Source organism: Rhizobium sp. BK312, assembly GCF_014193605.1.
Classification (GTDB): Bacteria; Pseudomonadota; Alphaproteobacteria; order Rhizobiales; family Rhizobiaceae; genus Rhizobium.
In genome coordinates this window covers 166882-192602 of the sequence record NZ_JACHZP010000010.1, presented here as the reverse complement: position 1 = coordinate 192602, position 25721 = coordinate 166882, and the positions used below count along the sequence as shown (strand labels likewise).

Genomic DNA, 25721 nt, shown 5'->3' with positions numbered 1-25721 from the left:
GTCACATTAAATAAAATCAGGACGGGGTACGTTTGGCATGTTGTCGTAGGCTTTGAGTATGGTTTCCAGCGGAGTGAGTACCTGGTTGCGGTCCCAATAGACGATCTTAAGCCATGTGGCCGCGCGCATATATTGGCCGTTTCCCAACCAGGTTCCCTCAAGATTGGCCTGCAACATTCGGCGACCCGCCTCGAACAACTCCTCTTCCTCGAACTGCTGGCGGGCATAGTGCAAACAAACGGCATAGCCGAGGTCGCGGGGCTTCAGCAGCTTTTTCAGCGACAACGGCTTATCGCCGAGCCAGTGCTCATACATCTCGATACCGGCCTCGACAGTTTCCGGCTCTTCAAAGTTCTGGCAGGTAAAAGCCATGTAGTCGTCAAGGCCGTAGTAGACGATTTCGTTTCGCGGCCATGGCCGGCCTGGAAACCGCCACGTGGCTTCTTCAAAGATCCGGGCATTCTCCCAATGAGCTTCGTCGCCGCACCCGTCCTCAAGCCATGTGCCGATGGCTCTGGCCCAATTTAGTTTTGTGAGGTGGGCATTGGGATCGGGGCCAAATTTCTCGCCCCCAGCGTCGAGCACCTGGTCGAGCCAGCGGTTCGCTCGATGGATTGCCGGCTCAATTTCCTTGTTACGAAGCACCAACCAGGCTGAAATAACATCATAGAGATCATACACAGCAAAATTGCCCATAGGCTTCGTGGGATCGAATTCGGTCCGAAGTACCCGAGCAATAGTGCCGTCAATTGTCTCACGCCCTCGAATAGGGTTAAAGATTTTCAAAACCGCCTCCTTCAGCAGGGATTGAAGCCACAAAACTTGACGGGGACCGAATTTTTAGCGCTCGCCGTTCCGACTGTATTGGCAGTGAAGTCACCGGTACCTAAGTTCGCCAAAGCTTTGTCTTTGATGGATTGGGGCATATTCGAATTTGTTGTTTCATCGCGAGCCTGCTCAAGCGCGTAGTTCAAAGGCCTGGATCCCGGCGTAAACGTTGACGACTCGGTTGATAGCGCAGCGCTTCTGAACTTGTCCCACAAGAAAATGTCACCGGTATTGAAATCAACGGAGATGAAACCACACCGTGCGTTCCAATGGCGTCTCCATATCGGAGAGCCTGTTATTCAGAGAAGTCGGCGCTTTGATACTCCGCCTCGCTCCTACGGAATGTAGGAATTACTTCATAGACGCAGGACATTACATGGATTGAACTGCACGACATTCTTCGGATAAGCATCATTGACATATAGTCAATAGGTTTCATGTCTTACACCCAAGTATAGATATTTTCATCGAGAGCTGGTTCAATCTCATAACTATTTCGGGGACCCTCCTGAAAACTTCGGTCTCTTCCGTGGGTAATCAATATTCATTAATATGACCAAAGTCAGGTCCACTCCTCAGAACCATCATCTCTTATCCACACGACTCCAGCGGGGCACTCTTCGCGAAAGAACCATAAACTTTCTTCAGCAATTTTTTCCTCTTCTGCCATTTGATCGAAATCTTCGATCCGCATCGGCAGAGATGAGCTAGCCGCAGGTCCGAGTATCATTTCGCGGCGATCAACGGGTAAAGCATTCGTCAAAAGGGAAATCTGCTCATTTACTGAATTTTCCAGTAATACTCCGCTCTTCCCAAGCTTTATTCGACCGCTATAAAGAAGATCTTCAACTATACCCAAAAAAACCTTACGAGCCTCAGAGAAGTTTTTGTACTCATCGCGAATAAACATCCATAGTCCGTTGAAAGCCCAGAATTCTGATAGTTCGACAATTTGTTCCCATTGTTTCTTCATCGTTCGATAGCCTCTCTCAGCGGAATTTGAGCTCAACACGGGGAAGTTTAGGATTTACCCCCTGAATTTTATCGCTCCCAGCGATATCGATGGTCCAGCGAGCGCCTGTACTACCCGCCGAGCTCGAGATTGATCGCAATGTAATCCGAGTTCCATCTGATGAGGTAGCCGTGAAAATTCCGGAAACGCTTGGGTGAGGAGTTAACGCCCCACCGGCAAGTTTTTCAGCATAAGTTAATATCTGAGCATCAGTCAAAGTTTGACTGTCAAGAACTATGGTTGTTCCGCTGGTATTTCCGCCAGAGCCAACGTTAACCTGCACTCCTTCGATGTCGAGTGATTTCAGGGGATGATTTTTATTGTACAAATTCGCCAGGTCATCAAAGCAATTATTGTGTACCCAAACGGCCTGGACGTCCTCATTGGTGGCTTGCTTGACAAAATAGGTATGGAAGTCCGCAATCGTCAAATTGTAGGCGTCAAACGACTTGTCTTCGATGCGGACATTGACGACCGAGTTCCAGCTTCCATCGGCATCGAGCAATTTTTCGCCCGACAGAAGGTCGCCTGCAGCAATCCAGGCGCCATTTTTGATCGGCCCCTTATAACGATACCCTTCGGGCAGCGCTGTCGGGATTGTTCTTTTTTTCAAGAGAACCGCGAAGAAGGGATGGTTCATCGTCGTTGTGATAGTCTGCTGACGACCGTTCGTATCGGATTTGACGGTCAAATAAAGAGTTCTCGCGTGCTCCTCCTGAATCTTAGCAAGTGCAAGCTTGTAGCCTTCGCGCCCTTTCTCATCACGCGACCACACTAATGTTTTGCCAGGGCGAATCTGGCTGATCGCCGTAAAGCCGTCGATGGTCTTGACCAGCGTCGCACCGTCAAACGAACAAGCCGCCCCAAAGACATTATCGACGGTCTCATTCGTTTTTGGGTTGAAGCTTTTGTTGTTGAGGGCGGCCAAGCCTTCATCGCCGGCTGCAAGTGCAGCCTTGTTTACGCGCAACTGATAGATCATCTCGCCGCCCACATAGGCGACGCTGACGACCAGAACGCCAGTTTCAACGTAATTCTGCCATTTCTCGGCCTCTTGCTTGTCGACCCCCATGCCTGTCAAAGCTAGTACAGCGGCTGTTTGAGCTTTCCTGCCTGTCAGTGCCTGCGGCACGGCCGAGACAAGATGATTGGCTGAAACCGCCGCATTGAGCGCGCCTATCGCGCAGGTAATGCCAAACGATCCCGCGCAAGAGCCGATCCCATAGGCAACACCCATCGCATCGAGGAAAGTTTTGATGCCACCATTGCGCTGGCTGATGTCGAGCAAAGCCTCTTGGATGGCCACATCAGCGGATTTGCCATTGGCCACCTCGGCCAAATGCTGCGCCAAGATGACATCATACGGGATAAACCCATCCATGCCGGCGAGCGCCTGCGTTGCTGCCGTTGAATCATCATCGGTGCCGTTGACGATGTCGACTGCCGTGGGAATGTTCAAGTTGTTATACGCGTTCACGAACGATTGCAGATCGCTGATCATTGATCGGCAGGCCGACGAAGATGGATCGCTGGTGCAGACACTGATCAGGGTCGCTGTGTTCGCCTGCGACATCGCCAGATAGAACGCCAGGCGGGCGTTCTCGACCGTGCAATTATCGGTAGCTTTACACTCTTTTGCAGCGCGATAGGCGGCAATGCCGTTCTTCCGTTGTTTGTCGTTTAGATAGTTGTATTGATAGTTGGCGGCACCATAGGCCGCACCTTCTCCGCCGCCGACAGCTCCGCCAACAACGGCGCTTAGGCTCTCACCAAGCAGAGCAGCAAGCTGCTCACGATCGGCGGCTGACAGGTTGCTGTCTCTCACCATACCGTTGATCAGCCGCTCAATCGCTGGTGCCAGCAACGTGGTTGCCGCACCGCCGAGCGCGCCTTTCAGCGCTCCCTCCCAGCCGTTAACACCACCGAGCAAACCACCGCCGATAGCGTGTAGGACCGCGCGGCCTGCGCCCCCCTCGTCCCACAAGGTATATTCTTCCGGTGTGCTAGCATGGTCTCGCAGTTCGCTGGCGATCTCACCTACGAGCGTCGCCATTGTCCTTTGCGCCGCCTGCAGATCGGCCTGGGTCTTGTACTGCTGGCGCAAGATATTCTGCAGGTCCGGCAAGCCAGGCAGCGACGTATTGGTGTTCTCGGTATCGCGGCGGATCGTGCCGATGTCCTGCACCTGGTGCGCCGGATCGGTGATCATGATGCCGATATTGCCGCCGATGGCGGAATAGGCCTTGCCGGTCTCGTTTTCGCCGGCCTTGACGGGTGGAGCGATGCTCAGTCCGCCAGTCCCGATCCCGCCGCCATAGGTTTCGGCCTTCCAGGTCGAATGTGTATCGATATCGGCAACCGTCAGCGTACCGGTGGAGAAGGAGTTCTTATCCGCCGTCGCCTGGCTGGTAATCAGCCCGCCTACAAGCGACGTCTGGCCGCTGACATCAATGTTGAGGCCGCCGGTGCCTGCATGAATGCCCGACTGTTCGGAGACGAGAACCGCATCGCCCTTGGCGTTCTGCACGGTGCCGGAGACGCCGGTGTTTCCAAAGCCGATCTGACCAGAGACATTGAACTGATCGGCCTTGGCCTTTTGCGTATCCAGCTGGCTTTCGATCGTCAGGTTCTTGACGTCGATCGAAACCGAATTGCCGGCGACCGTCGCCCCCTTCAGCCCGAGATCGTTGGTGACGATGGTGACATCGCCGGTACCGTTCACATGTGTATTCGTGTGGTTGGTGCCGGAAGTTTCCGAACCGCCCTTGCCATAGGATGCGTTGACCCCGACCCCGGTCTCCTGGCAACCACCCTTTGTACTGCAGCCGAAGTTGACGCCGACGCCGGCGCTCCAGGAGTTGTTCGAGCTGGTCGAATCCGAGGTGCCCGTGGCAGCATTGAGGTTGATGTCGCCATTCCCCGCCGACAGGAAGATATCGCCGGTCCGCGGATCTCCTGGAATCGTGGGGATGCCGTACTTGTCATAGCCGGCCAGGATCTGCGCGCCATCGCTGGTGATGGAGCCCATCTCGGCCTCCATTGTGATCGAGCGCCCGGCACGGATATCCGTGACCACCGGGGTCGAGGACGACGACGACCAGCTGCTTTCCTGATGATTGACGCCAGCATTGATGCCAATACTGAAAGAAAGACCCTTGCCTGCATCAAAATTTTCCGAAGCGGCCTTAAGGTCCTCATAGGCCTGATAGAAGCCGAGGCCGGCAATGGCCGTGTTGGTCACCGCATTGACGCCGCCGCTGTCGGAAAGGCGCTCGGCCGAGTTCATGATGCTCTCAGCCGCTTTACCGACCTGGCTCGTCACCGAGATGGTCACGCCGGCGAAGGTCTTTTCATGCACCTCCTGGTAATTGGTGACGTCGTTGGCTGACAGCAGATTGATATCGTTCTTGGCAAAGAGATTGACGTCGCGCTCGGCCGAGGCGCTGGTCGCCTGCAGGTTCACATTGTTGCCCGCCGAGATGTTGAGATCGCGGCCCGCCGCCAATGTCGATACCGCATTGGTATCGGACTGCTGCGCCTTGCTGTCCTTGGTCGACTGCGCGCCGATACCGATCGAGAAACCACCATTGCCGGCGGAGAGGGCCAGGCCGAAGCCGGATTTCTTCTGCTGTTCGGATTGCGAGGAGCTTTCGGCGCCGGGTGTGACATTGACGTCACGTGCAGCCGACAGATTGATGTCGCGATCGGCATTGACCGACGATCCCATGATGTTGAGATCGGTGGCCCTCGCCGTCAAATTGACATCTTTCCCGGCCGTAAGCTCTGAGCCGACGTTATCCGTGGAAGATTGCTGGCCCTGCTTTTCGTTCTTGCCGTAGAGCGAGATGAAGCCTCCGCCGGAGCCGACGAAGAGGCCAGAATCCTTGCGCTTGCTATCGGACTCGTGGTTTTCCTGTGCCCCAATGATGCTGACGCTCTCGCCGGAGATATTCAGCGAGCCATCGGCATTGACCTTTGAGCCGACAATGGCGGCCGCCTTGCCAGCATCGAGATTAACATCACCAGATGCCGAGAGCTGTGAGCCGACTGTCGTCTCGTTATAGCCATCGTAGCTCGAGCTGCCGCTGCGCAGGAAACCCTTGCGCTTGGCGCTATCATGTTCAGTCTCCGTGTCCTTACCGGCGGTGACGATCAGATTGCCATCGGTCTGGACTTTGAGATCGGCGGTATGAGTGTCATCACCTGCCGTCACCTTGGAGGCGGAGACCGTGGTGTCGCCGCCGGATATGATCGTCACACCGTCCTTGCCGGAAAGTGACGAGCCAGCCGCTGTCGTGGTCTCCAGGTGACCGGAAGCATTCTCCTTCGTCGAACCGAAGAATCCACTCTTCTTGCTGGAGCTCTTGACGTCGAGGGTGGCGCTATCGGTCGCTTCAGCAATCGTGACGTTCTTAGCGGCCTGCAAGCCAAGCTTTCCGTCGGCATCCATCGTTGAGCCGATAACGTTGATGTCGCTGTTAGACTTCGCGACCAGATCGCCGCCCGCCGTAATGGTCGAACCATTATGCGTCAGCTCGGACGAGGAGTTTTTGCCGAAAGTCGAGTTCGACTGGTTCTGCGACGTGGTGACATTGATGTCGCCGTTCGAGGTCAGACCGACATCGCCCTTTGCCGTCAGGTCGGAACCAGAGATCAGGACACCTGTATTGGCATTGACCTGAAGGTTGCCGCCGGCGGTGAGCTGCGAGGCCTGCTGATCGGTACCCGTCGTCTTGGTGTAGCCATCGTTCGTCTTGCGAGCGAGATCGGTCGAAACGATATTGACCGCTCCATTCGTGGCCTTAAGTTTGAGATCGCCGGCGGCCTTGGCAGAGGAACCTATGACATTGATGTCGTTGTTGGCTGCAATGGTGAGATTACCACCGGCGTTGACACGGGCGCCCGTCGCATTCTGCTGACCGCCGTTGTCGACCTTGACGGTGGTAAGATTGACATTGGCGCCGGAAAGCTGGGCTGCGCCACCCGCGGCAATCTTGGTGCCCTCTAAGCTCAGCGTACCGCCCGCGGCGATCTGCAGGTTGCCGCCAGCCGACACACCGGCATTGGTGTTGACGACATTCTGACCACCGATGGTCATCGTCTGTGCGGCAAGCGTAATGCCATTTGTGGCGTTGAGGTTCATGTTGCCACCGGCCAGGAAGGTGCCGCCATTGGCCTTGATCTCGGTCGCATTGATGGTCATGCCATCCGCTGCGGCAATCGCACCGGAATTGTTGACGGAGCCAGCGTCGATGCTGACGCTGTTGCCGGCGATGACGGCGCCGCCTGCGTTGACCTTTGCCTTATCAGCGGCAGAGAGATAGACGACCGGCACCAACACCTGCGCGCCGTCGACGATCTGCGTCTGGTAGATCACCATCGACTGAGTGAGCGACGCGGCCTGCTCCGGCGTCAGTGCTTGCCCGAGAGCAAGCCCGTTCGCCTCCGCATAAGCGACGCCATTGTCGAGCAGCGTCTTCATCTGGTCGGTAGCATTGTTGCCGGGGATAAAGGATCCCGCGCCAAGGCCATCGCCCACCAGCTGCCGCATCTGTTCGTCTACGAGCTGATTGTCGAAATAGGCGTCGCCGAGGAAGGGCACCTTGGTCTCCGGCGTATAGCCAACTCTGTCGATGAAATAGCTCGAGCCATAGAACTTCGACACGTCAAGGAAGGCTGCCCGCGTTTCGAACAGGAAGACCTGACCTGGAACCGTGCCACCGACCCCGCCGGACTGGGGCTTCGCAAGCGAGGCGAGTTTCGCGCCGTTGACCTCGAGGACCTGAGCGAGGTTGCCGCTGTTGCCGAGAGCAGCGGTGAGCTTGCCCATCAAGCTGTTGGGATTGATCGCAGCACCACTAGCTGTCAGGGTGCCCGAGCTGATCGATGGGCCGCTCACGAGCGTCACGCCGTTGCTGCCCACCGACGCACCGACGACTGCCGTCAGGTTACCGCCATTGACGGTCGGCCCGCCGGCGATCGTTGTACCGGTACCCGTTAGTGATGGACCACTACCGACGTTGGCGCCGCCATTCGAGGTGAAACTGCCTAGCGCGGCGTTGACATTGAACAAGGCGCCGCCGGCCGTCATGCCATTCAGGGCGGACAGAGGATCGCTCGACGTCGAAGGCGCACTGACGGCCGCGCTGCCGCCCGTCGAACCGAGCGACGTATTGTTGACCGTACCGAAATTAAGGCTCAAGGCCCTCGCCGCCTTGAGCGTACCAGCCGCGCCGCCGATAACCTGCGATCCTGACATGATCGACGTGCCGTTGGCGATACTACGGGAAGGATCGGCGGAACCGTCGCTGTTGTAGGCTGTGCATGCACTCTGGGCATTGCAGGTCAGTGTCGTGGTGCGATTGAGAACGACGCCTTCGTTGGTGAGCGTCGATCCTTTGAGCGTCGCATCACCGCCGGCCTCAATCCGGCTGTAGGAATTGGTGAGGTTGGTGGCATCGACGGTGAGATTGCCGCCAGCGCGGATCACGGCCTCGGGGCTGAGCGCACTGGTGAAGCGGTCTTCATAAACCGACTGCGATATGTTGGACGTTGGATCCCAGGTGTAGGTCGTGCTGGTATCCGAACCGCTACGGACGACTTCATCGACAATGAAATAGCGCGACGGATTGTTGGGATCGAGGATCGGATTGCCGTTGGCATCCTTGGGAACGCGAGCCTTAATCCAGTCGAAGATAGGCCGAACTTCCGTCGGACCACTGCCGCTGACCCAGGTCCAGGCGTGATAGGAGGTGCCGTCGGCAAGGGTTGCGACCGAATATAACAGCGGCTGGTAGTCAGAAAACTGCCCCGGATCGACCCCCGCATAAAGCTGAAACATATTCTGGTCGGTCGATTCCAGATAGGCGAAGGGTTGGCCTGCGACTGCTGGATTGAGCACGAAGGTACCGACAACGCCACCGGAGGAGACCAGCTGACCCGTCACCCAGGTCGGCGTCGTCGATCGCCTATTTGTGAGGTTGCTGGTGAGTATCGACATGTCGCCACCGGACTGAATGAGACCGGACACATTGGTGACTGCCGCATTGCGCTGACCTTCGGTCGTTCCCCGGATGGTCAACCCGCCATCTGCGAGGATAGCGCCCTGGTCGTTGGTGAGCGTGCCGCCGACGAAGAGGTTGGCGTTGTTGCCCGCAAAGACGAGGCCTGACGGGCTGTTGTAGAAGTCGCCAGCGACGTTGAACGTCAGATTGTTGCCGGCAGCAAGCTGACCGATGTTGCCCAACGATGGCAGGTTCAGCGTCAGGTCATGCGCGGCGAGCAGGGAGGTCCCAGCGGTGGTGGCAAGGCCTGCAGCGGAGATGGTGATGTCACCTGAACCGCCAGCGTTGGTGACGGTGCTGACTTGCGCATTGGAAAGATCGGCACTACCGGAGAGATTGAGGGTCAGGCCGCCGAAGACGAGATTGCTTCCCGAGAGATTGGCGGATGAAGCGTTGACGATCAGCGTGCCGCCGGCGGCAATCCGGCTGCCCCTGCTGCCGGAGAGATCCAGTGCGCCGGTATTGAGAGTTAGGTTGCCTCCAACGCGGGTGGTGCTGGTATAAGCAATGGCGCCAGGGCCTGTAAGCGCAGCGTCGCCTAAGCTCTGCAAGCTGTTGTAACCGATGTTCTGCGTCGCCGTAGCGGCAAGATTGCCGCCCGAAAGTAGCGAATTGGCGCTGATACTACCGCTCGAAGCTGACAGCGTCATTACACCAGTACGCTGCAGCATCAGACTGCCGCCGGCCGCAGCATTGGTGGCGGCGAAATCGACGCCTGAGACCAGTGTGTCGATCGTCATCGATCGAGCGGACAGATTGGCGTTGCGGCTTGCAAGCGATTGGCCGTTGAGCGTGATGGCGTTGCCCGCTGTGAGCGACAGATCGCCATGGGCGACGGCATTAGCGCTGATATTGTTCGCAGCATTGGCCGCAATCGTCCCGGCAGCAAGCAGGCTGTTGAAAGAGATGTCGCCTGCCGTGCTCGCGAGCGTGAGATTGCCGCCCGGGCCTAGAATGACGTTACCGGCGCCCGATTGGTCCATCGCCGCAAAATCGACCCCGGCCGCGATGACGTTGCCGCTGACGCCAGATCCGGTCACCGAGACGTTGCTGGCGCCCAAGAGCTGGCCGTTAATCCTGACCGCGCCGGGACTGGTGGATGAGCCGATCGCGACGGCACCGTGGCCCGTGATGTTGCCGCCCGTAAAGGCGCTTGCCGCCACGTTGAGGTTGCCTGCGACGATCAGCGTGCCGGCCGATGCACTTCCGGCGTTAATGGTCAGATCGCCGCTTTGTCCGAGAGCGATGGCGCCGTTTGACGATCGCGCGGTGGCAGCGAAATCAACACCAGTAACTGCCTGGCCCAGTTGGACGGTCGAACCGGAGAGCAAGACGTCGCCGGCGCCGAGGAGCTGGCCCGAGACATTGACATTGTTGCTGGCGGCGAGGGTGATGTCGCCATGCCCGGTCACAGCATTGGCCGTAATCGCAGACCCACTGGCATTGACTGCGCCAGCCGATAACATGGTCTGGGCGGTGATGCCCGCAGACGCGGTCAAATTCATATCGCCGGCAGTTCCGAGCACTATACCGCCGCCGCGGGCGTTGGTGGCAGCAAAGTCGATGCCGGAGATCAGCGTCGGTGCGTTGATGTGACCACCGCTAACCGTGAGATTGCCGGCAGCAATGATCTGGTTGCTGATATCGACACTGCCGACAATGTCTGCGTTGCCATGAGCGGTGATGCTGTCGGCGATGAGATCAGCCGCTTTCGCCGTGACGTCACCGGCGGAAAGGATCGTGCCAGCCGTGATATTGCCGGAGGCCGTCAGATTCATGGCTCCCGACGACGCCAGCACGATGTTGCCGCCGGCGGCGTTGGTGGCGGCAAAGTCGATGCCGGAGATCAAGGTCGGTGCGCTGATACTGCCGCCATTGATCGCAAGCTCGCCTGCGGCCAGTATTTGGTTGCTGACATCGACGTTACCGATGATGCCGACATTGCCGTGGCTTGTGACGCTACCCGCCTGTAGGTTGGCCGTCTTTGCCGTGATATCGCCCGACGACAGGATCGTGCCGGCCGCGGCATTGCCGGACACGGTGAGGTCCGTCTTACCGGCCCCTCCAAGCACGATGTTGCCGCCGTTGGCCGCGGTCGCGGTAAAATCCACGCCGGAGACCAGAAGTCCGGCGTTGAGGCTGGCGCCATCGATCGAGAGATTGACGGCCGATAATACCTGGCCACTGACGTTGACAAGACCGTTGGCCGCCAGATCGGTCGTACCATGGCTTGTGATGCTATTCGCGCTCAGATCGCTCGCTTGCGCGGTTAAATTGCCTGCCGACGACAGCGTGCCGATTGTGAGATTACCGCTCGAAGCCAGGGTCATATCGCCACTTGATGTCTGGACGATATTGCCGTTGGCGGCAGTGGTGCCAGTAAAGTCGACACCGGAGACGATCGCGCCTGCAGCGATGCTCGGGCCTGAGATGATGATGTTGCCGCCACTAAGGACTTGGCCATGGACGGTGGTCGCACCGGCAAGCGCGACATCCTTATGGCCGGTGACGGTATCGGCCGTCACTGTAGCGGCATTGACGTTGATGGTGCCGGCGGCCTGCATCGTCGATGCAGAGAACCCGCTACTCAACTGAGCCTTCAGGTCCCCGAACTGTCCAACAACGATATTGCCGCCGGCGGCGTTGGTTGCACCGAAGTCTATACCGGCGACGACAGATTGGGCCGACAGGCTCTGGCCAGTGATCAGGATGTTGCCGGCGCCGAGAACCTGGCCGGTAACGCTGGTGGCGCCATTAAGCGTGATGTCGCCATGCGCTGTGACTGCGTCCGCAGTCACAGCGGTGCCGCTGGCGGAAAAATTACCGGCCGACAGCAATGTCCCGGTATTGATCGCACCGGTCGAAGCGAGCGTCAGATTGCCGCTTGTCGTCTGGACGATGTTCCCATTAGCGGCTGCCGTCGCGGCGAAATCGACGCCCGAAACGATAGCGCCAGCCTTGACGCTCGAGCCGGAGATGCCGATGTTGCCGCCGCCCAAGATCTGCTGATTGACGGTCGTCGCCCCGGAAAGGGTAATGTCGTGATGACCGATGATGGTATCGGCGGTCATAGTCGCGGCATTGACGTTGATGGCACCGGCGGCTTGCATCGTCGATGCCGAGAACCCACCACTCAACTGAACCGTCAAGTCCCCGAGCTGTCCAACAACGATATTGCCGCCCGCGGCATTGGTTGCACCGAAGTCGATGCCCGCAATGACAGTCTGCGCTGCCAGACTTTGGCCAGTGATCAGCACGTTTCCGGCGCTCAGGATCTGGCCGGTAACACTAGTGGCGCCCCTAAGCGTCATATCGCCATGCGCCGTGACGGTCCCGGCCGTGATAGTCGAGCCGGTAGCATTGAGTTTGCCGGCCGAGAGCAGCGTGCCAGTGTCGATGCTGCCGGCTGCGGCAAGCGTCAGATCGCCGCTTGTCGTTTGGACGATGTTCCCATTGGCGGCTGCCGTTGCAGCGAAATCGATACCCGAGACGATAGTCCCTGCCTTGATGCTTGGGCCGGAGATGCCAACGTTACCCCCGCCAAGCACTTGATTGGCAACATTCACACCTCCTGCTGCCGTACCGGAAAGGCTGATATCCTTATGACCGGTGATGGAGGCAGCTGCGACGGACGTGCCGCTGATGTCGATGGCACCCGCAGCCTGTATCGTCGATGCCGCAACGGCGCCATTGACGTTTACTGTCAAATCGCCGGTCTGACCAAGGACGATATTGCCGCCGGCGGCATTGGTGGCATTGAAGTCAATGCCGGCGACAAGTGTCTGTGCCGACAGACCCAGGCCGGTGATCGATACGTTGCCGGCACCCAGGATCTGGCCACTGACGCTGATCACGCCGCCGAGCGTCATGTCGTGATGCACGGAAATATTGCCTGACGTTATCGATGCGCCGTTCGCGATGAGATCGCCCGCAGACAAGAGCGTTCCAGCGCTGATGGCACCTGCGCTCGTCAACGACAGATTTCCGGCTCCCGTGATCGTCGGGCCGAGGGTGATGCGCCCGCCCGCCGCATTGGTGGCGGCGATATCGACGCCTGAGACAATGGCATCGGCCGCGATGCTGGAACCGGTTATGCCGACATTGCCGCCGCCAAGCACCTGGCCACTGATCTTCACGCTGCCGCTTCCGGCGGTCGGACTGGTCGCACCGGTCAGCGTGATGTTCTTACCGCCGGTGATCGCATCAGCAGTGATGGTCTGACCGGTGACGTTGATCGCGCCTGCCGCCATCACGGTTCCTGCCTGGATGGCGCCAGCACTGTCGTTGATCGTCAGATCACCGCTACCTGCCAGCACGATATTGCCGCCGGCAGCCTTGGTCGCCGCAAAATTGACCCCAGACGCAAGCAGACCAGCGCTTACACCATTGGCGTTGCCATTGATGGTGATATCGCTAGCTCCGAGCAATTGGTTGGTGAGGCGCATGCCGCCGTCGATACCGACGTTGCCGTGACTGGTGAGATTGTTAGACTGCAGCAACGAAGCCTGGGCGGTCAGATTGCCGGCCGACAGCAACGTGCCGACCGTGATGGTGCCGGCGGCAGCTTTTAGATCGAGTGCGCCGGCCGAACCTAGGACGATATTGCCACCAGCGGCGTTGGTTAAGGCAAAGTCGACGCCGGACGCGATGGCGGTCGCCTGAATGCCAGCCCCGGAGATCAGGACATCGCCCGCTCCAAGAATCTGACCGCTCGCGTTCATCGCAGCATTAACGGTGAGCCCGCCATGCGAGGTAACATTAGCGGCCGCGAGCGAGGTCGCGGTTACGGTAAGATTGCCGGCTGATTGAATATTCCCTGCCGTGATGTTGCCGGTCGCACTGGTGTTGAGACTTCCAGCCGACTGCAGATTGCCGGTGGCTATCGTGCCGCCGGTTGCCGTTAGGCTCAAGTTGCCTGCCGAGCCAAGAACAACATTCCCATCAGGAGCGGCACTTGTGCCGGCAATATTAATGCCGGAAACAACCATGCCGGTGGAGATTGACTGGGCAGTGGCGCTGACATTGCCCTGCGCCAGGACATTTCCGGAAACGGTAAGACTATTACCAGCGGTAAGAGCGAGATTGTTGTAGCTCAACAGCGAGGCGGCCGAGATCGAGCCCGCCGTGGCGGTCAGAGTAAGGTCGCTGGTGCTGCTGGCAGTCCCTGCAATCGCTATATCGCCGGAGCTGGCGACAAGCGTCACTGCACCATTGCCAGCGGTGACGGTGCCGGCAGCAATCCCGCCGCCCGAGCTCATCTGCACCGTCGTGCCGCTGTTGACGTCGCCGGAGACGCTGAGCAGGCCAGTTCCACTGGCAAACACGATATCGCTATCCGCTGCAACCGATAGCAGGGTAATGCCTTGGTCGGCCCGGACCGCAACCTTCTGCCTCGAGGTCACCTTGGCAGCAGTGACCTTCTGTTTCGAGGTGATGGTCACACCATCGCGCGCGGAAGCATTGCCGATCGAGATTTTGCCATCAGCCGACAGCGACAGTTCACCAGCATTGGCGGCCATATCGCCGCTCATCTTGACGCCGGCGCCCTTTTCCGTGACGACGACCTTGATGCGGTCGGCCTGCATGGCGCCGAGCGCTGAACCGTCGATCGCATATTCTGGCGTGCCCGAGGTGGCGGTCAGCGCCGTCGCCTCTCCGGTGGCATAGTTGTATTGGCTGGCGCCCCCAGTCAGGCGCACGGACTTGCCATAGATCGGCGCGTTGACATGGATCTGGCGGGAAACGACGTCGAACAGATCGACAGCGCCAGGAGCAGCGGCAAAGTTCCCGCCTGTCCCTTCGAAGGTGACATCGCCGCCATTGACGGTGAAACCGGTTAGGCTTCCGTCGGAGCCGATATTCGGCACGCCGGTCGTCAGCGTCGCTCTCGGCGTATTGATGAAGCCGCAGCCCGCGCAGGTGATTCCGTTCGGATTCGCGATGATGACGTCAGCTCTGCCGCCATAGACTTCGGTCGGTCCATTCAGGGCCGAGCGATTGCCTGATGTAACTTCGTTGAGAATGACGGAAGCCGGGTTCGAGGCATTAAGGTTTGGATTGCCTGGCGTCACCCCGCCGAGGTTCGAAGTGCCTTGCTCGCCTTTGAAATTATTGAGGATCAGACCCTGGGTACCAACATTGAAATTGTCGTACTTGTTGTGCGAGAGGCCGGCGGCGTTTGGTGTGACGATATCGATCAGCGGCACGCCGTTGGGCGCTGCTCCAACGCCCGCCTGATTGGCAACGGGTGCCGATCCTGCCGCGGAAACGGATTGCGCGTTAGCAATCGCTGGCTGCAGGAACAGAAGACCGCTCAGAGTGACGGCAAGCGACTGCCGCCCAAGGCGCAGAAGCTGGCTTCGCAGAGCAAATGCGACCTCCCTGTCCTTGGCTGCAACTCGTGATCCAACCAATGCGATCTTCTTGCTCATCACACGCCTTCACTGTGACTGCGCGGCAAGCTGAACTTGCCGCAATTGAAACTAAGCTTGCTGATCGATCGCGACATCCATAGCCGCGTGATCAAAGCGATTTCGGCCTCTGGCTCACCCGGTCTTTATGACCGGCATAGGCCGTTCACTCTGAACCCTATCGGAAAGCCGACTTGACAGCCGGCATCCCGCTATTTCTTCGTCTGCAACCACTGCTTGACCTGCTGAGTGAAGGCGTTCGACAGCCGTTGCGCCAGAATATCGTCAGGCCCTGCGGCCGAAGCTGCGTTGACGGCCATGGCCACAAATATGCCGAGCCCCTCCCCGCGCATGCCACTGTTAGCCGCCGCAATGGACTGCTCGGCAATGAGGTGCCCTGTCTTGGCGTCTTCCAGCCTAACCATCCCCGCAATCCGGCTGTCGCTGTGAATAAGAACACGTCCAGCCTTCGTGGCCAGATCGACCACATGGAGGCTGACGACCAACCGCGCTCGCGTTGGACCACCGGGTAATCCGATCAGCCCCTTCTCCATGGTCCCTTTCAACACACGGACAACCGTGGCCAATTGCGGATCGGGTTTACCTTCCGTGAAAAGGCCTGTCATTTTGACATCAGGTGCTGTCTCGATGCGGATTTCGCGCACGGACGTCTTTTGAAGAGCGGCCACAAGCCGTGGATCCGTTGTGACGCAGGATGCGAGCAACATCACGAGAACAAAGGCGATACCGCCGGAGAGATATCGCATCAACTGAGCCCCCAGGGCGCCGGTTGCAGATAGCAAGCGCAGATCCATCGTCATCTCCTCAGCCCCCTCTTGCCGCCGGCGCGGTCTTCACGCCGCCGTCGAGCTTCTTGTAGAGTTCGCCTAATTGGGATTTCGGCGTCGCGCACCCTCTCGAACGAGCAATATCCGTCAGTACCTGGTTGCGATTGCGCAAGGCGTCGATCTCGATCTTCTCCGGCGATTTAGGATCCATGAAAAACAGGGCCGGCCAGAACAGAAGAACACCCGTGGCGCCTAGGATGACATTCTTGCCCTGGGCCTGCGAACGCTCCTTGACGGTCGAGAGTATCTGACGTTCGTTCGCCGCAAATTCGCGATTGATGCCGCTGCACTGCAGTCCGGTATCACCCGCAGTGGTCGATGCGATCGGATGCGCCTCTCGGCCACCACAACCCGACAGTATGATTGAACAGCTCAAAAGCACTGCGGTGGATAGCGCGAGAGATTTTCGGTCTTTCATCATTGCGAAATTCATGATCTTGCCCTGTTACACTTTTACCAACGTATTGAAGTACTTACGAAAAGAAGCCCGGAGTCGCGGCGGTCGACCGTGCCACCAAAGACATCCGAATAACCCATATCGAAATTGACATTGCCGCCGGCGAGCTTGGCGCCGACCGTCCAGCCGAGCATGTCGCCGCCTGCAATCTGGTCGCGGGCCTGGCGGGCGATCCGCCCGTAGTCGAGACCGACATAGGGCCGGAACTCTCCGAGGATCTTCGCAAGTGCGGCATTGTCGGCAAATGGCTGCGTCCGCCAGACAAGATCGTTGCGAACGAAGAAGCCGTTATTGCCGTAAAGCATGGTCTCGCGCGTGCCGCGCACCGAGGAATAGCCGCCGGCCGAGATCTGCTCCGCCCCGAACAGATTGTCGGGCGAGTATTGTCCGGTGACGATCGAATTGATCTCGAAGTGCTGCTCCGCCACTTCGAACGGCTTCGTCATGGTGATGGTGCCCGTGAACTTCGAAAAGCGGGGATCGGCGTTGCCTGCCCCGGCATCTCCGGGAGCGACGGCGTCAAACAGGTTGAGCCCTTGGCTGTAGGAGAGGTCGAACACCCAGAGGCTGCCAAGCATGCGGCGCGAATGCGAGATGCCGAGATCGCCGACCGTGTATTTGCGGCTGCCGACCTCGATTTTGTTACCAAGCAGGAAATTGTTGGTTTCCTTGTAGGTCAGGCCGCTGTTGAAGGTTGTGATCGAATCCTTGTCGCGGAAGATCACGCGATCGGCGCCGATGCCGACCTGCTTGCTATCGCCCGACGTATTGAGCGGCCCGAAATTACCCGGAACGGAACTGTCATATTCATACCAGGAGCCATTGGCGGAAAAGGTCCAATAGCCGTAGGGCACACTGACATTGCCGGAGTAGCTGTTGCTCTTGCCATGGCCATCGTCGCGCCAGGGATAATCCGGGCCGGAATGCTCATAGCCGAAATTCCACTGGTCGCTGAGGCCGAAAAGATTGTCGTAGCCTAGCGAGGCTGAGGACTTGGAATATCCCGTCTGCTCCTGGCCGAGATTGCTGTTACCGAATGACAGATGCCAGAGATGGCTGGGCTTGTTCTCGACATTGAGGATCGAGGTGCCGTCGGTCTTGCCGGGCAGCATCGCCGTCTTGGCATTGTTGGAGGTGAGACGATTGATCTGGTCGAGGCCCTGCTCGATATCGCGAAGATTGGTGATCTCGCCCTTCATGCCGGGAAAGGCCGTGGCGATCACACCGGAATCTGGCGCCGGCTTGCCGTTGATATAGATGTCGGAAAGCCTGCCTTCGACGGCAACTAGGCGCAGCACCTTGGTCTTGGCGATATCCTGCGCCGGCACATAGACACGGGAGCTGACAAATCCCTTGTCGAGATAGAGATGCGTCAGGTCGCGCAGCAGTGCATTAATCTCGCCGACGCCCATACAGCGGTTCGTGTAAGGAGCCGTGACCTTGTCGATCGCGCCGACCGAAAACTGCTTGACGCCTTCGACCTCGATATGGGTGATGGCAAAGCACGGGCCAGCTTTCTGATCACCGGCCTTCTCTGGCTGCTGACCTTCGAGCGGAGAAGGCTTCGGCGTCATCTGACCCAAGCTCTGCAGCCGCTGCTGCTCGGCTTCCTGCGCCTGACGGCGCGCGAAGTCGTCATTCGGCGATTGCTGTGCCGCAGCCTGGGCCGAAACCAGGATCACCGACAGCAACACGGTGGCAAACGGCACCATGAATGACGACTTCGAAAAGCACCGGCCGCTCCGCGCAGGAGGCGACCCTAAAGCCAGTGTCATGAGCTATTCCCGCCGTCCGCTTACTTCGAGGCGGGCTTCTGCAGCGCATCGAGCGCCGCCGACAATCCCTTCAGCGAGAACTTGATGTTGACCTTCTGGCCATTCATCATCTGGACATGACCGGTGCCATCCGAGGCCTTGGAAAGGGCCGACACCATCTTGGCATCCAGCTTCTGCTGCGCCCAGCAGCCGGCCTGGTTACAGTTGCGGTAGACCAACTGCACAACGGGCTTGTCGCTTACATCGATGCTAAGCCCGGCGGGAATGTACATATTGAGTGGCACGAGCGTGGTTAGCACCAGTTCACTGGCGGGCTGCTTTGCCGCCTTCTTGTCTGTTGCGGCAGGAGCCGGCACCTTTGCTACCGCCAGTGTCAATATGTTCACATCCTGATCGCCCTGCTTGACCGTGGCGATCTGCGCAACTTCGCAGTTCGTCAATGCCGAACCATCCGCTGCCTTGCCGTCGATGCAGCGATAGTACCAATCGTCGAACTTCTGCACCCGCGCCTGAGGTGCTGGCTTTTGTTCTTCTGTTTGAGGCGTAGCGGCCTGAGTCGAGCTGGCGCCGGACGACGTATTCGCGGCCGCCGGAGCGGGCTGCTCCTGCGCGGCAGCGGAAAATGCGACCAGCGCCGAAGAAAGGAACGCGACAGAGGTGAAGGTCTTGAAGGAGAAAGACTTAATGGGGAGGGACATACAAACTACCAAGTCAAAGCCATCCACTTGCGCAAGGCGGACCTTGCTCAATGGGCATATCGGTCAAAATTCAGGAAGATTCACCACAGGGTGGCGTAGCCGATCATGGGCTTAATCCGCTCAATAGCAGATTTCTAAAAAAATACAGCAAAAAGTAGCAATAGCACGGGTGACTCACACGCTCGTTTTCAGATATGCGTGTAAAATCTGCAACACCGACGCTCAACAATTGAATAAAATGCCTCGCTCATGATGGGGCGGCACCGCGACCTTGTCGGCTTCAGCGTAAAGCCGAGCTAACTCCACTCCGGCCGAAGACCAACGCTCTTTCCTTCTGATCGCAATTCGACTGACAAAATGTACGTTCTTTTTACATCTGTCCGCTATCTGGCGTTGATCTCTTATTGAACATTTCTATTCGCATACGAGGCATTGATGGCAATTGTGGGCATTGATCTCGGCACGTCCAATTCGCTGGCTGCCGTCTGGTCCGAAAACAATTCAAAACTCATCACTAACGCACTGGGAGAAACCCTGACGCCATCGGCGATCAGCATCGCCGATGACGGTATGGTCCTGGTGGGGCGCGCGGCCGCCGATCGGCTGATTACACATCCTGACCGCTCCGTGGCTTCCTTTAAGCGCTGGATGGGCAGCTCCAAGGGTGTTCAGTTGGCGGGAAAGACTTGGCGCGCTGAGGAACTGTCTGCGCTCGTGCTAAAGTCACTCAAGGATGATGTTGAGAGCAAGCTCGACGAAGAGATCGTCGAAGCCGTGATTTCCGTTCCGGCCTATTTCAACGATCCACAACGCAAGGCGACACTCCACGCTGCACAACTGGCCGGCTTGAAGGTGGAGCGGTTGATTAACGAGCCCACCGCCGCCGCGCTGGCACATGGGCTGGAATCCGACAGCGATGGACGTTTCCTCATCCTCGATCTTGGCGGTGGAACATTCGACGTATCGCTTCTGCATAAATACGAGAACATTATGGAAATCCGAGCTTCGGCGGGAGATTCCATGCTCGGAGGCAACGACTTCCGCGACCTTATTGTGGGACTACTGATCAAACGGCATGACCTCGACGAGACGAAGCTTGCGCCGTCGGAGCGTGCCCGACTGTTGCGCGAGGCAGAAAACCTCAAGTTTGCCATGACTGACAAACCGGAGGGAACTTATGATTTCTCGCTCGGTGAGACTCAATGCTCGGGCACGCTGACGCGTACTGCATTTGAGGAAGCGGCGGCTCCCCTCATCAGACGGATGCGTACACCAATCGAAAGCGCCATCCGTGACGCTCGCGTCGATCCAACCAGGATAGATCAGATTGTGTTGGTGGGAGGCGCTACCAGAATGCCGCTAGTCCGAGGCCTGGTTACGAAGCTGTTTGGCCGTTTTCCGCTGATTCATGCTCGACCCGATCATGCAATAGCGCTTGGGGCGGCCGTGCAGGCGGGCTTAAAACATCGCCGAGGTGCCCTCGACGAAATTATCATGACGGATGTCTGCCCTTTTACCCTGGGCACCGCCATCGTGGATCATCGGGCGCCGGATGGTGCGATCCTGTCACCAATCATTGAACGTAATGCCATGGTCCCAATCAGCAGGGAAAATAGCTACCGCACGGTCGTGAACGGGCAAACGCGCGTCGATATCGACGTGCTGCAGGGCGAACACATGCGTCCCTCGCAAAACGTTCTGATAGGGACAGTCACGGTTCCGGTTCCAGCCGGACCGGCTGGCAAGGAGTCCATCGGCGTGCGTTTCACCTATGACATCAATGGCGCACTCGAAGTTGAAGTGAAAGTCACGTCGACCGGCCTGCTGGAGCGGAAAGTCTTCCGCAATCAGGCAAATCTAAGCGACGAGGAACTCGACAGGAGCTTCGCGGCACTTGCCTCCATCAAATTGGCACCACGTGATCAGCAGGAAAATCGTTCCTTGATAGCCAGGGCAGAACGGCTTTACGCCGAATCCCTCGGATCTGCGAGAGAGCACATTGCCCAGCTTCTCCTTCAGTTCGAGACGGCATTGAATGACCAAGCGAACCATGATCTGAGCGGCTTGCGACGTAGCTTTGCCGAAACACTGAATCAATTCGAACACACAATCCTGTAATCCGATGCTCGAGACATTCTGGACCCTTCTGCAAATTGCTCCGACGCAGGACGAAGATGAGATTCGACGTGCCTACGCACGGCGCCTTCGCGATTTTCGCCCGGATGAAGATCCGCAGGGATTTCAGCGCCTAGTAGGCGCTCGGGACGCTGCTTTGGCTTGGGCGAGCGCACGGGCCTTGCAGCCGATTATGCTGCATGCTTTCGATGCTCACAATGAGCTGCTTGAAGCGGTCGACCTTCTGTCAGATCGCAACGATTTGGTCGAACGGTCGATGGTAGAGCCAACTGACGTGACAGCGGCGCCCACGGACTTACCGCCTTCCGATGAAGATCCTGTATCCGCTTCCAATAATAGGCCTTCAGAAGAGGCCCCGCGCGAGCAGTCGATTGATATGGCGCCCGAGCTCCGGATTAGCAAACCCGACCTTGATAAGCTTGTCTTCGACCGTTTGAGCGAAATCATCGCACAAGGAGAGCAACGGCCGTGGAGCGTTGATCCGAGTGCTCAAGAGACGCAGCGGTGGGAGGAATTGTTTAATTTGGCATCTGCAAACTTGAGCTTGCAGCGCCACGAAGAATTCTTGGAAGCCGTGGGGCGCCACGTCGCTTCGATGCTTCCACGCAGTACGCTTCAGAGCCCCGATACCGTTAGCGAGTTCGGTCAAGGGCATAGCTTCGCTGCCGTTGTCGAGACGGTTGAGCAACAATGCCGATTTGCCGAACGTCCCGCCACGCTCGTACGTCTTTGCGGTCAAAACGACGCGATGGTTTATTTCTCATGGCTGGCACATGCCCAGGTCGCACGCGGAATTCTGCGACGGCGCGAAGCGGGCCATACAGCTTATTTTGACGAAAAAACCGGCCTTCCGATTTTCCCAACCGAAGATCGCGAAATTGCTTTGCAGACCGTCGAGCTCGCAAAATTCTTTAATAGGGCAGTCGAGCGCAAACGCTGGCCGTTTCACCTCGAATGGAAGAGCTTGATGCTACCGGCGACGCAATTAGCGTCCGCCGGACTGATCTGGCAAAGCGGTATCTTCTTTGGACTTTTGATCTTAAGCACGGCAGGCGGCTTCTCACCAACCAGCAATATCGTCCAATGGATCGGTTTGGTATGTGTTCTAGTCTTGCTGGCAGCGCGTATCGTGTTGCCGGTTTACATGCAGCGCCTAGCCGTGGACGCCGCAGTGCAGCGGGTCATCGACGCGGACCGCCGCGGATTGTGGAACAAAGTCACACGATCAAACTCCTTGCGGAACTTTTGGCGCGATTATGAAAAAGTCACAAGCACGATCGAAGTCCTCCTCTCCGTAATGGCGCTGATTTCCGTATTAAATACGCTCACATTTATGGCCCAAACAAAAGATGATCCGGGCAAACCGGTCGAGGCAGTGGTTTCGGAAATCGTGGGTTCTGCTATCGATGCCGTCGCAAGCGACGATAAATTGGCAGACGGCCAGCTCTTCGACCTGATGAAATTCCTCATTACAGTGGAGCAGACAGGCTTTCGTGATCGGAAAAATGACACCGGCCGGTTACTGGCTGATCTCGAAGATGGGCAATGGCTAAGAGATTTGCATAGTCGGGCCGACCAGCTCATTAGCCCGCGCTGGTTCAAGGAATCGAACCAACCCCTCGTACGTCCGCTTATGGCAACGCCAGCGGCAGCACGTGAAAGCAAACTTCGCACCCTTGCCGCGGCATACCGATCGGGAACGCCCCAACAGCGTATGGAGATTGAGCGGTCACTTCTTGCCTGGGCGCCGCTGCTGCAAGATGCGAATGATCCGCAAGCTATTGCGGCGATCTGGGCCGCAATTCCTCCGCAGACCAGTGGTCCAAATCTGGATGCGTTCCCAGATACAATGCGTGGGCTACTGCTCGACAGTTTTCTGAAACATTCAGTAACCGATTCGCGGTTCAACGACCTCCAACTGATCGTTGAGTTCAATCGGCTGCTTACGGTTCCGGACGAAAAGCTTCGTGACATGAGCCCCGTCGTAGAAGCCGACACTTCTGGCGGTGCGGTGAGCGGAGACGATCCTAGCCGGATTGAGATTAAGACGGATGGCGCCTCCTCCAATGCGATCGAACAGAGCATCACAGACGATGGCGCCGTCGCTCGGTACTTGAGGCAGAACCTTTATCGCTCTCCCACGACGGCCCCCCGGCTATATGAGGCATCTCGGACAGAAGTTGCGATTGCGCGAATGGCGTATTTTAACATTGCTCGCACCTGCCTTGACTTTAATAGCGCTGCGCTCCGCTCGAATATGCGGCGGTTTCTAGCACACTCCTTGGCAGACACCCTCGCTCCAGAACCGTCCACGAACGCCGAACTGTGGCGGACATTGGGGCAACGGGCGCTCGCAGAGCCGATGTGTTACCGAAAGGTATTCGCAAATGGACCGGGGGAAAAACAAATCGATGATCTTTTTAACGCCCCGAACAAACAGCTTGAGGGTTTTTTCAAGGCGGATCTCAGCACCGGCGAACGCGAATATTTGGAGGATTTCCTCGAGTTCATGCCCAAAGACAACAGCATTTATGGCTTTACCAGAAATAAACTAGCTTCGCTTGCTCATGGTCTTCTTGGTAACTGGTACTACCACAACGGGGATAACCGCAACGCGATCTTGGAATTCGATCAGGCGCTCGCCGGCGGAACGCAATGTGGTGAATTTCATATGCGCCGCGGCCAGGCCCTCGAAGCATTGGGAGATCACAAACGAGGTAGAGCGGACCTGCAGCTTGCAGCGCAGCCATCGACCAGGTGGTGCGTAACCGATCCCATGTCGATTGTGGAGTTGCAACTTGCAATCAAGCCTCTCCTTGAAAAGTAGGGAAATTCAGCTTCTGCTCTTGATAGGAGCTGAACCGTCCGACCCACCGTCTAAGCACCTATTAATTTGATAGTGGGCCGAACAGATCTTCTATGGTCTCTCGCGCCACATTTTCTCCAGCGGTATGCAACCCATGGGAATTTTCAATGCTCAACCTAAAGTTCGCATTCATGGGCGCCTGTGCCCTGTTCCTATGCACTGTCGCCGCGCATGCCGAACGTGGCAGTCTCCCAGCGCCGCTGATATGTGCGACCGTTTCCGAGTGCACGAAGCTGATCGATACGATTAAGGATCCGACGAGACTTGCTCAGGCGCTCACCGATCGTTGCCGGGCCTTATTCCTCGCTAATCCGCTCCAGGAGACTACAGAGGATTGCGACAGCGCGATCGGGTTGAATCCAGGCCAAACTTCCGCCTACGAAATACGTGCGCAAATCAAAAAATTTGCCTTCGTTTCAGCTCGTGATCCGCTCAAAAAGCAGCAACTCGCGAATGAAGCAAAAGCTGATTTTGATAAGCTTGTAGAGATCGGATCCGATCAGGCAGGTTCCCACCTGTTGCGCGGCGAGTTCTTTGTCTTCACCAGCCAATATGCGTTGGCACTGCCAGATTTTGATAAAGTCGCTACCCTCGATCCCAAAGAGCCTCTCGTCTATTTGTTCAGAAGCCGAGCATACCACGAACTGGGCAATGATGATCTTGCCCTCAATGACGGCGCTGCATATCTGAATATGGCGCCTCCACACGCCGAGATTCTGACCATGATGGCCGAGATCCATCTCAGCCGAAAGGACCTAAGCCAGGCACTCAGTCTCGCGAGCCGGGCCTTGGACGCTTCCGGCAAAAACGATGGGCTGAATTGGGAGCGAAACAAGGTGCTGAACCTGCGTGGTCGCATCTATCTTGAAATTGGCGACAAGGAGAAAGCAAAACAGGATTATGTGGCGGCGCTATCCAGTTGGCCGAACGACAAGGATGCTCGGGCCGCACTCGAATTGCTTCTCCATAAGCCGATTTACACGGAAGAGGACTGCACACGTGCAGCCATGGTAGAGGGTCAGCGAGGTAATCTGAATGCTATCGAGATTTGTTCGGAGGTTTTGGATAGAACCGAGAGTGGGGTTGCTTTGGAGCAGCGTGCGTCGCTCTATTTCTCAACCGGGCAATACGATCGTGCGGCGACAGACTATAGCAAGCTGATCGAGGCAGAGCCGAACTACATGGGCTATTACGGCCACAGGGCCCTCGTGTATCGCGCCGCCGGAAAGCCGGATTTGGCTTTGGCGGATCTTAATCGGCTCTTATCTGGCCGTCCCCACTCCAAGATTTCCGACCAAATGAATTTGCTCTTGCGGGCGGAAATCAACATTACTTTGCGCAAGGATGACGATGCTCTGCAGGATATCTCCGATATCTTAACAACGAACACCCGAAATCCGAGAGCACTGATGCTCCGAGCCTGGATCGAAACGCGCCGAAACCAATTCGATAAAGCGCAGGGCGATGTGGATGCTGCGCTTGCGATAAATTCTAAACTCTATGAGAAACAAATCGCCAAGATACAAGATGTTGTAGCCCGGCGTGCGCGGGAGGAGGCAGATGTTGCTTTTGCGGAATTGTTTCGCGCAACTTAGCGGTTGCTGGGTGGCTTCGGCACCGGCGGTAA

10 protein-coding genes are annotated in these 25721 nt (G+C 57.5%); 3 read left to right on the top strand and 7 right to left on the bottom strand.

Annotated features, from left to right (window positions below; translation table 11 throughout):
• Positions 1–6: 6 nt before the first annotated feature.
• The 7 genes from FHT85_RS25555 to FHT85_RS25515 all read right to left on the bottom strand — a co-directional run bounded on the left by FHT85_RS25555 (position 7) and on the right by FHT85_RS25515 (position 19092).
• Complete coding sequence (locus tag FHT85_RS25555) at positions 7–786, bottom strand: hypothetical protein (RefSeq protein WP_210293868.1); 780 nt, start codon at positions 784–786, stop codon at positions 7–9.
• 604 nt (positions 787–1390) lie between these two features.
• On the bottom strand, positions 1391–1801 hold the full coding sequence (locus FHT85_RS25550; protein ID WP_112410512.1) for a DUF596 domain-containing protein: 411 nt from the start codon (positions 1799–1801) through the stop codon (positions 1391–1393).
• Between the two features lie 16 nt (positions 1802–1817).
• A complete protein-coding gene (locus tag FHT85_RS30625; protein ID WP_112410511.1) occupies positions 1818–15335 on the bottom strand; it encodes a hemagglutinin repeat-containing protein in 13518 nt (4505 codons plus the stop codon).
• Positions 15336–15526: 191 nt separating this feature from the next.
• Positions 15527–16129 carry a hypothetical protein gene (locus tag FHT85_RS25530; RefSeq protein ID WP_112410510.1) on the bottom strand — a complete coding sequence of 201 codons (603 nt, stop codon included), beginning with the start codon at positions 16127–16129 and terminating at the stop codon, positions 15527–15529.
• A 10-nt stretch (positions 16130–16139) separates the two neighbouring features.
• Complete coding sequence (locus tag FHT85_RS25525; RefSeq protein WP_246780094.1) at positions 16140–16583, bottom strand: hypothetical protein; 444 nt, start codon at positions 16581–16583, stop codon at positions 16140–16142.
• A gap of 32 nt (positions 16584–16615) precedes the next feature.
• Entirely contained in the window at positions 16616–18331 is a 1716-nt protein-coding gene (locus FHT85_RS25520) for a ShlB/FhaC/HecB family hemolysin secretion/activation protein (RefSeq protein ID WP_112410508.1), read from the bottom strand.
• 83 nt (positions 18332–18414) lie between these two features.
• Positions 18415–19092, bottom strand: a complete 678-nt coding sequence (locus FHT85_RS25515; protein WP_112410507.1) for an invasion associated locus B family protein — start codon at positions 19090–19092, stop codon at positions 18415–18417.
• Between the two features lie 435 nt (positions 19093–19527).
• On the opposite strand from FHT85_RS25515, the gene FHT85_RS25510 reads away from it, so the two are divergent.
• From FHT85_RS25510 to FHT85_RS25500, 3 genes are all read left to right on the top strand, one after another.
• On the top strand, positions 19528–21210 hold the full coding sequence (locus tag FHT85_RS25510) for a molecular chaperone HscC (RefSeq protein ID WP_112410506.1): 1683 nt from the start codon (positions 19528–19530) through the stop codon (positions 21208–21210).
• A 4-nt stretch (positions 21211–21214) separates the two neighbouring features.
• Complete coding sequence (locus tag FHT85_RS25505) at positions 21215–24055, top strand: hypothetical protein (RefSeq protein ID WP_112410505.1); 2841 nt, start codon at positions 21215–21217, stop codon at positions 24053–24055.
• 146 nt (positions 24056–24201) lie between these two features.
• Complete coding sequence (locus FHT85_RS25500; protein WP_162709627.1) at positions 24202–25689, top strand: tetratricopeptide repeat protein; 1488 nt, start codon at positions 24202–24204, stop codon at positions 25687–25689.
• The last annotated feature ends 32 nt before the right edge of the window (positions 25690–25721 follow it).

Coding starts and splice junctions, on each gene's coding strand:
- FHT85_RS25550 (WP_112410512.1), bottom strand. CDS start 1,801: ATGAAGAAACAATGGGAACAAATTGTCGAACTATCAGAATTCTGGGCT.
- FHT85_RS30625 (WP_112410511.1), bottom strand. CDS start 15,335: ATGAGCAAGAAGATCGCATTGGTTGGATCACGAGTTGCAGCCAAGGAC.
- FHT85_RS25530 (WP_112410510.1), bottom strand. CDS start 16,129: ATGGATCTGCGCTTGCTATCTGCAACCGGCGCCCTGGGGGCTCAGTTG.
- FHT85_RS25525 (WP_246780094.1), bottom strand. CDS start 16,583: ATGATGAAAGACCGAAAATCTCTCGCGCTATCCACCGCAGTGCTTTTG.
- FHT85_RS25520 (WP_112410508.1), bottom strand. CDS start 18,331: ATGGTGCCGTTTGCCACCGTGTTGCTGTCGGTGATCCTGGTTTCGGCC.
- FHT85_RS25515 (WP_112410507.1), bottom strand. CDS start 19,092: ATGTCCCTCCCCATTAAGTCTTTCTCCTTCAAGACCTTCACCTCTGTC.
- FHT85_RS25510 (WP_112410506.1), top strand. CDS start 19,528: ATGGCAATTGTGGGCATTGATCTCGGCACGTCCAATTCGCTGGCTGCC.
- FHT85_RS25505 (WP_112410505.1), top strand. CDS start 21,215: ATGCTCGAGACATTCTGGACCCTTCTGCAAATTGCTCCGACGCAGGAC.
- FHT85_RS25500 (WP_162709627.1), top strand. CDS start 24,202: ATGCTCAACCTAAAGTTCGCATTCATGGGCGCCTGTGCCCTGTTCCTA.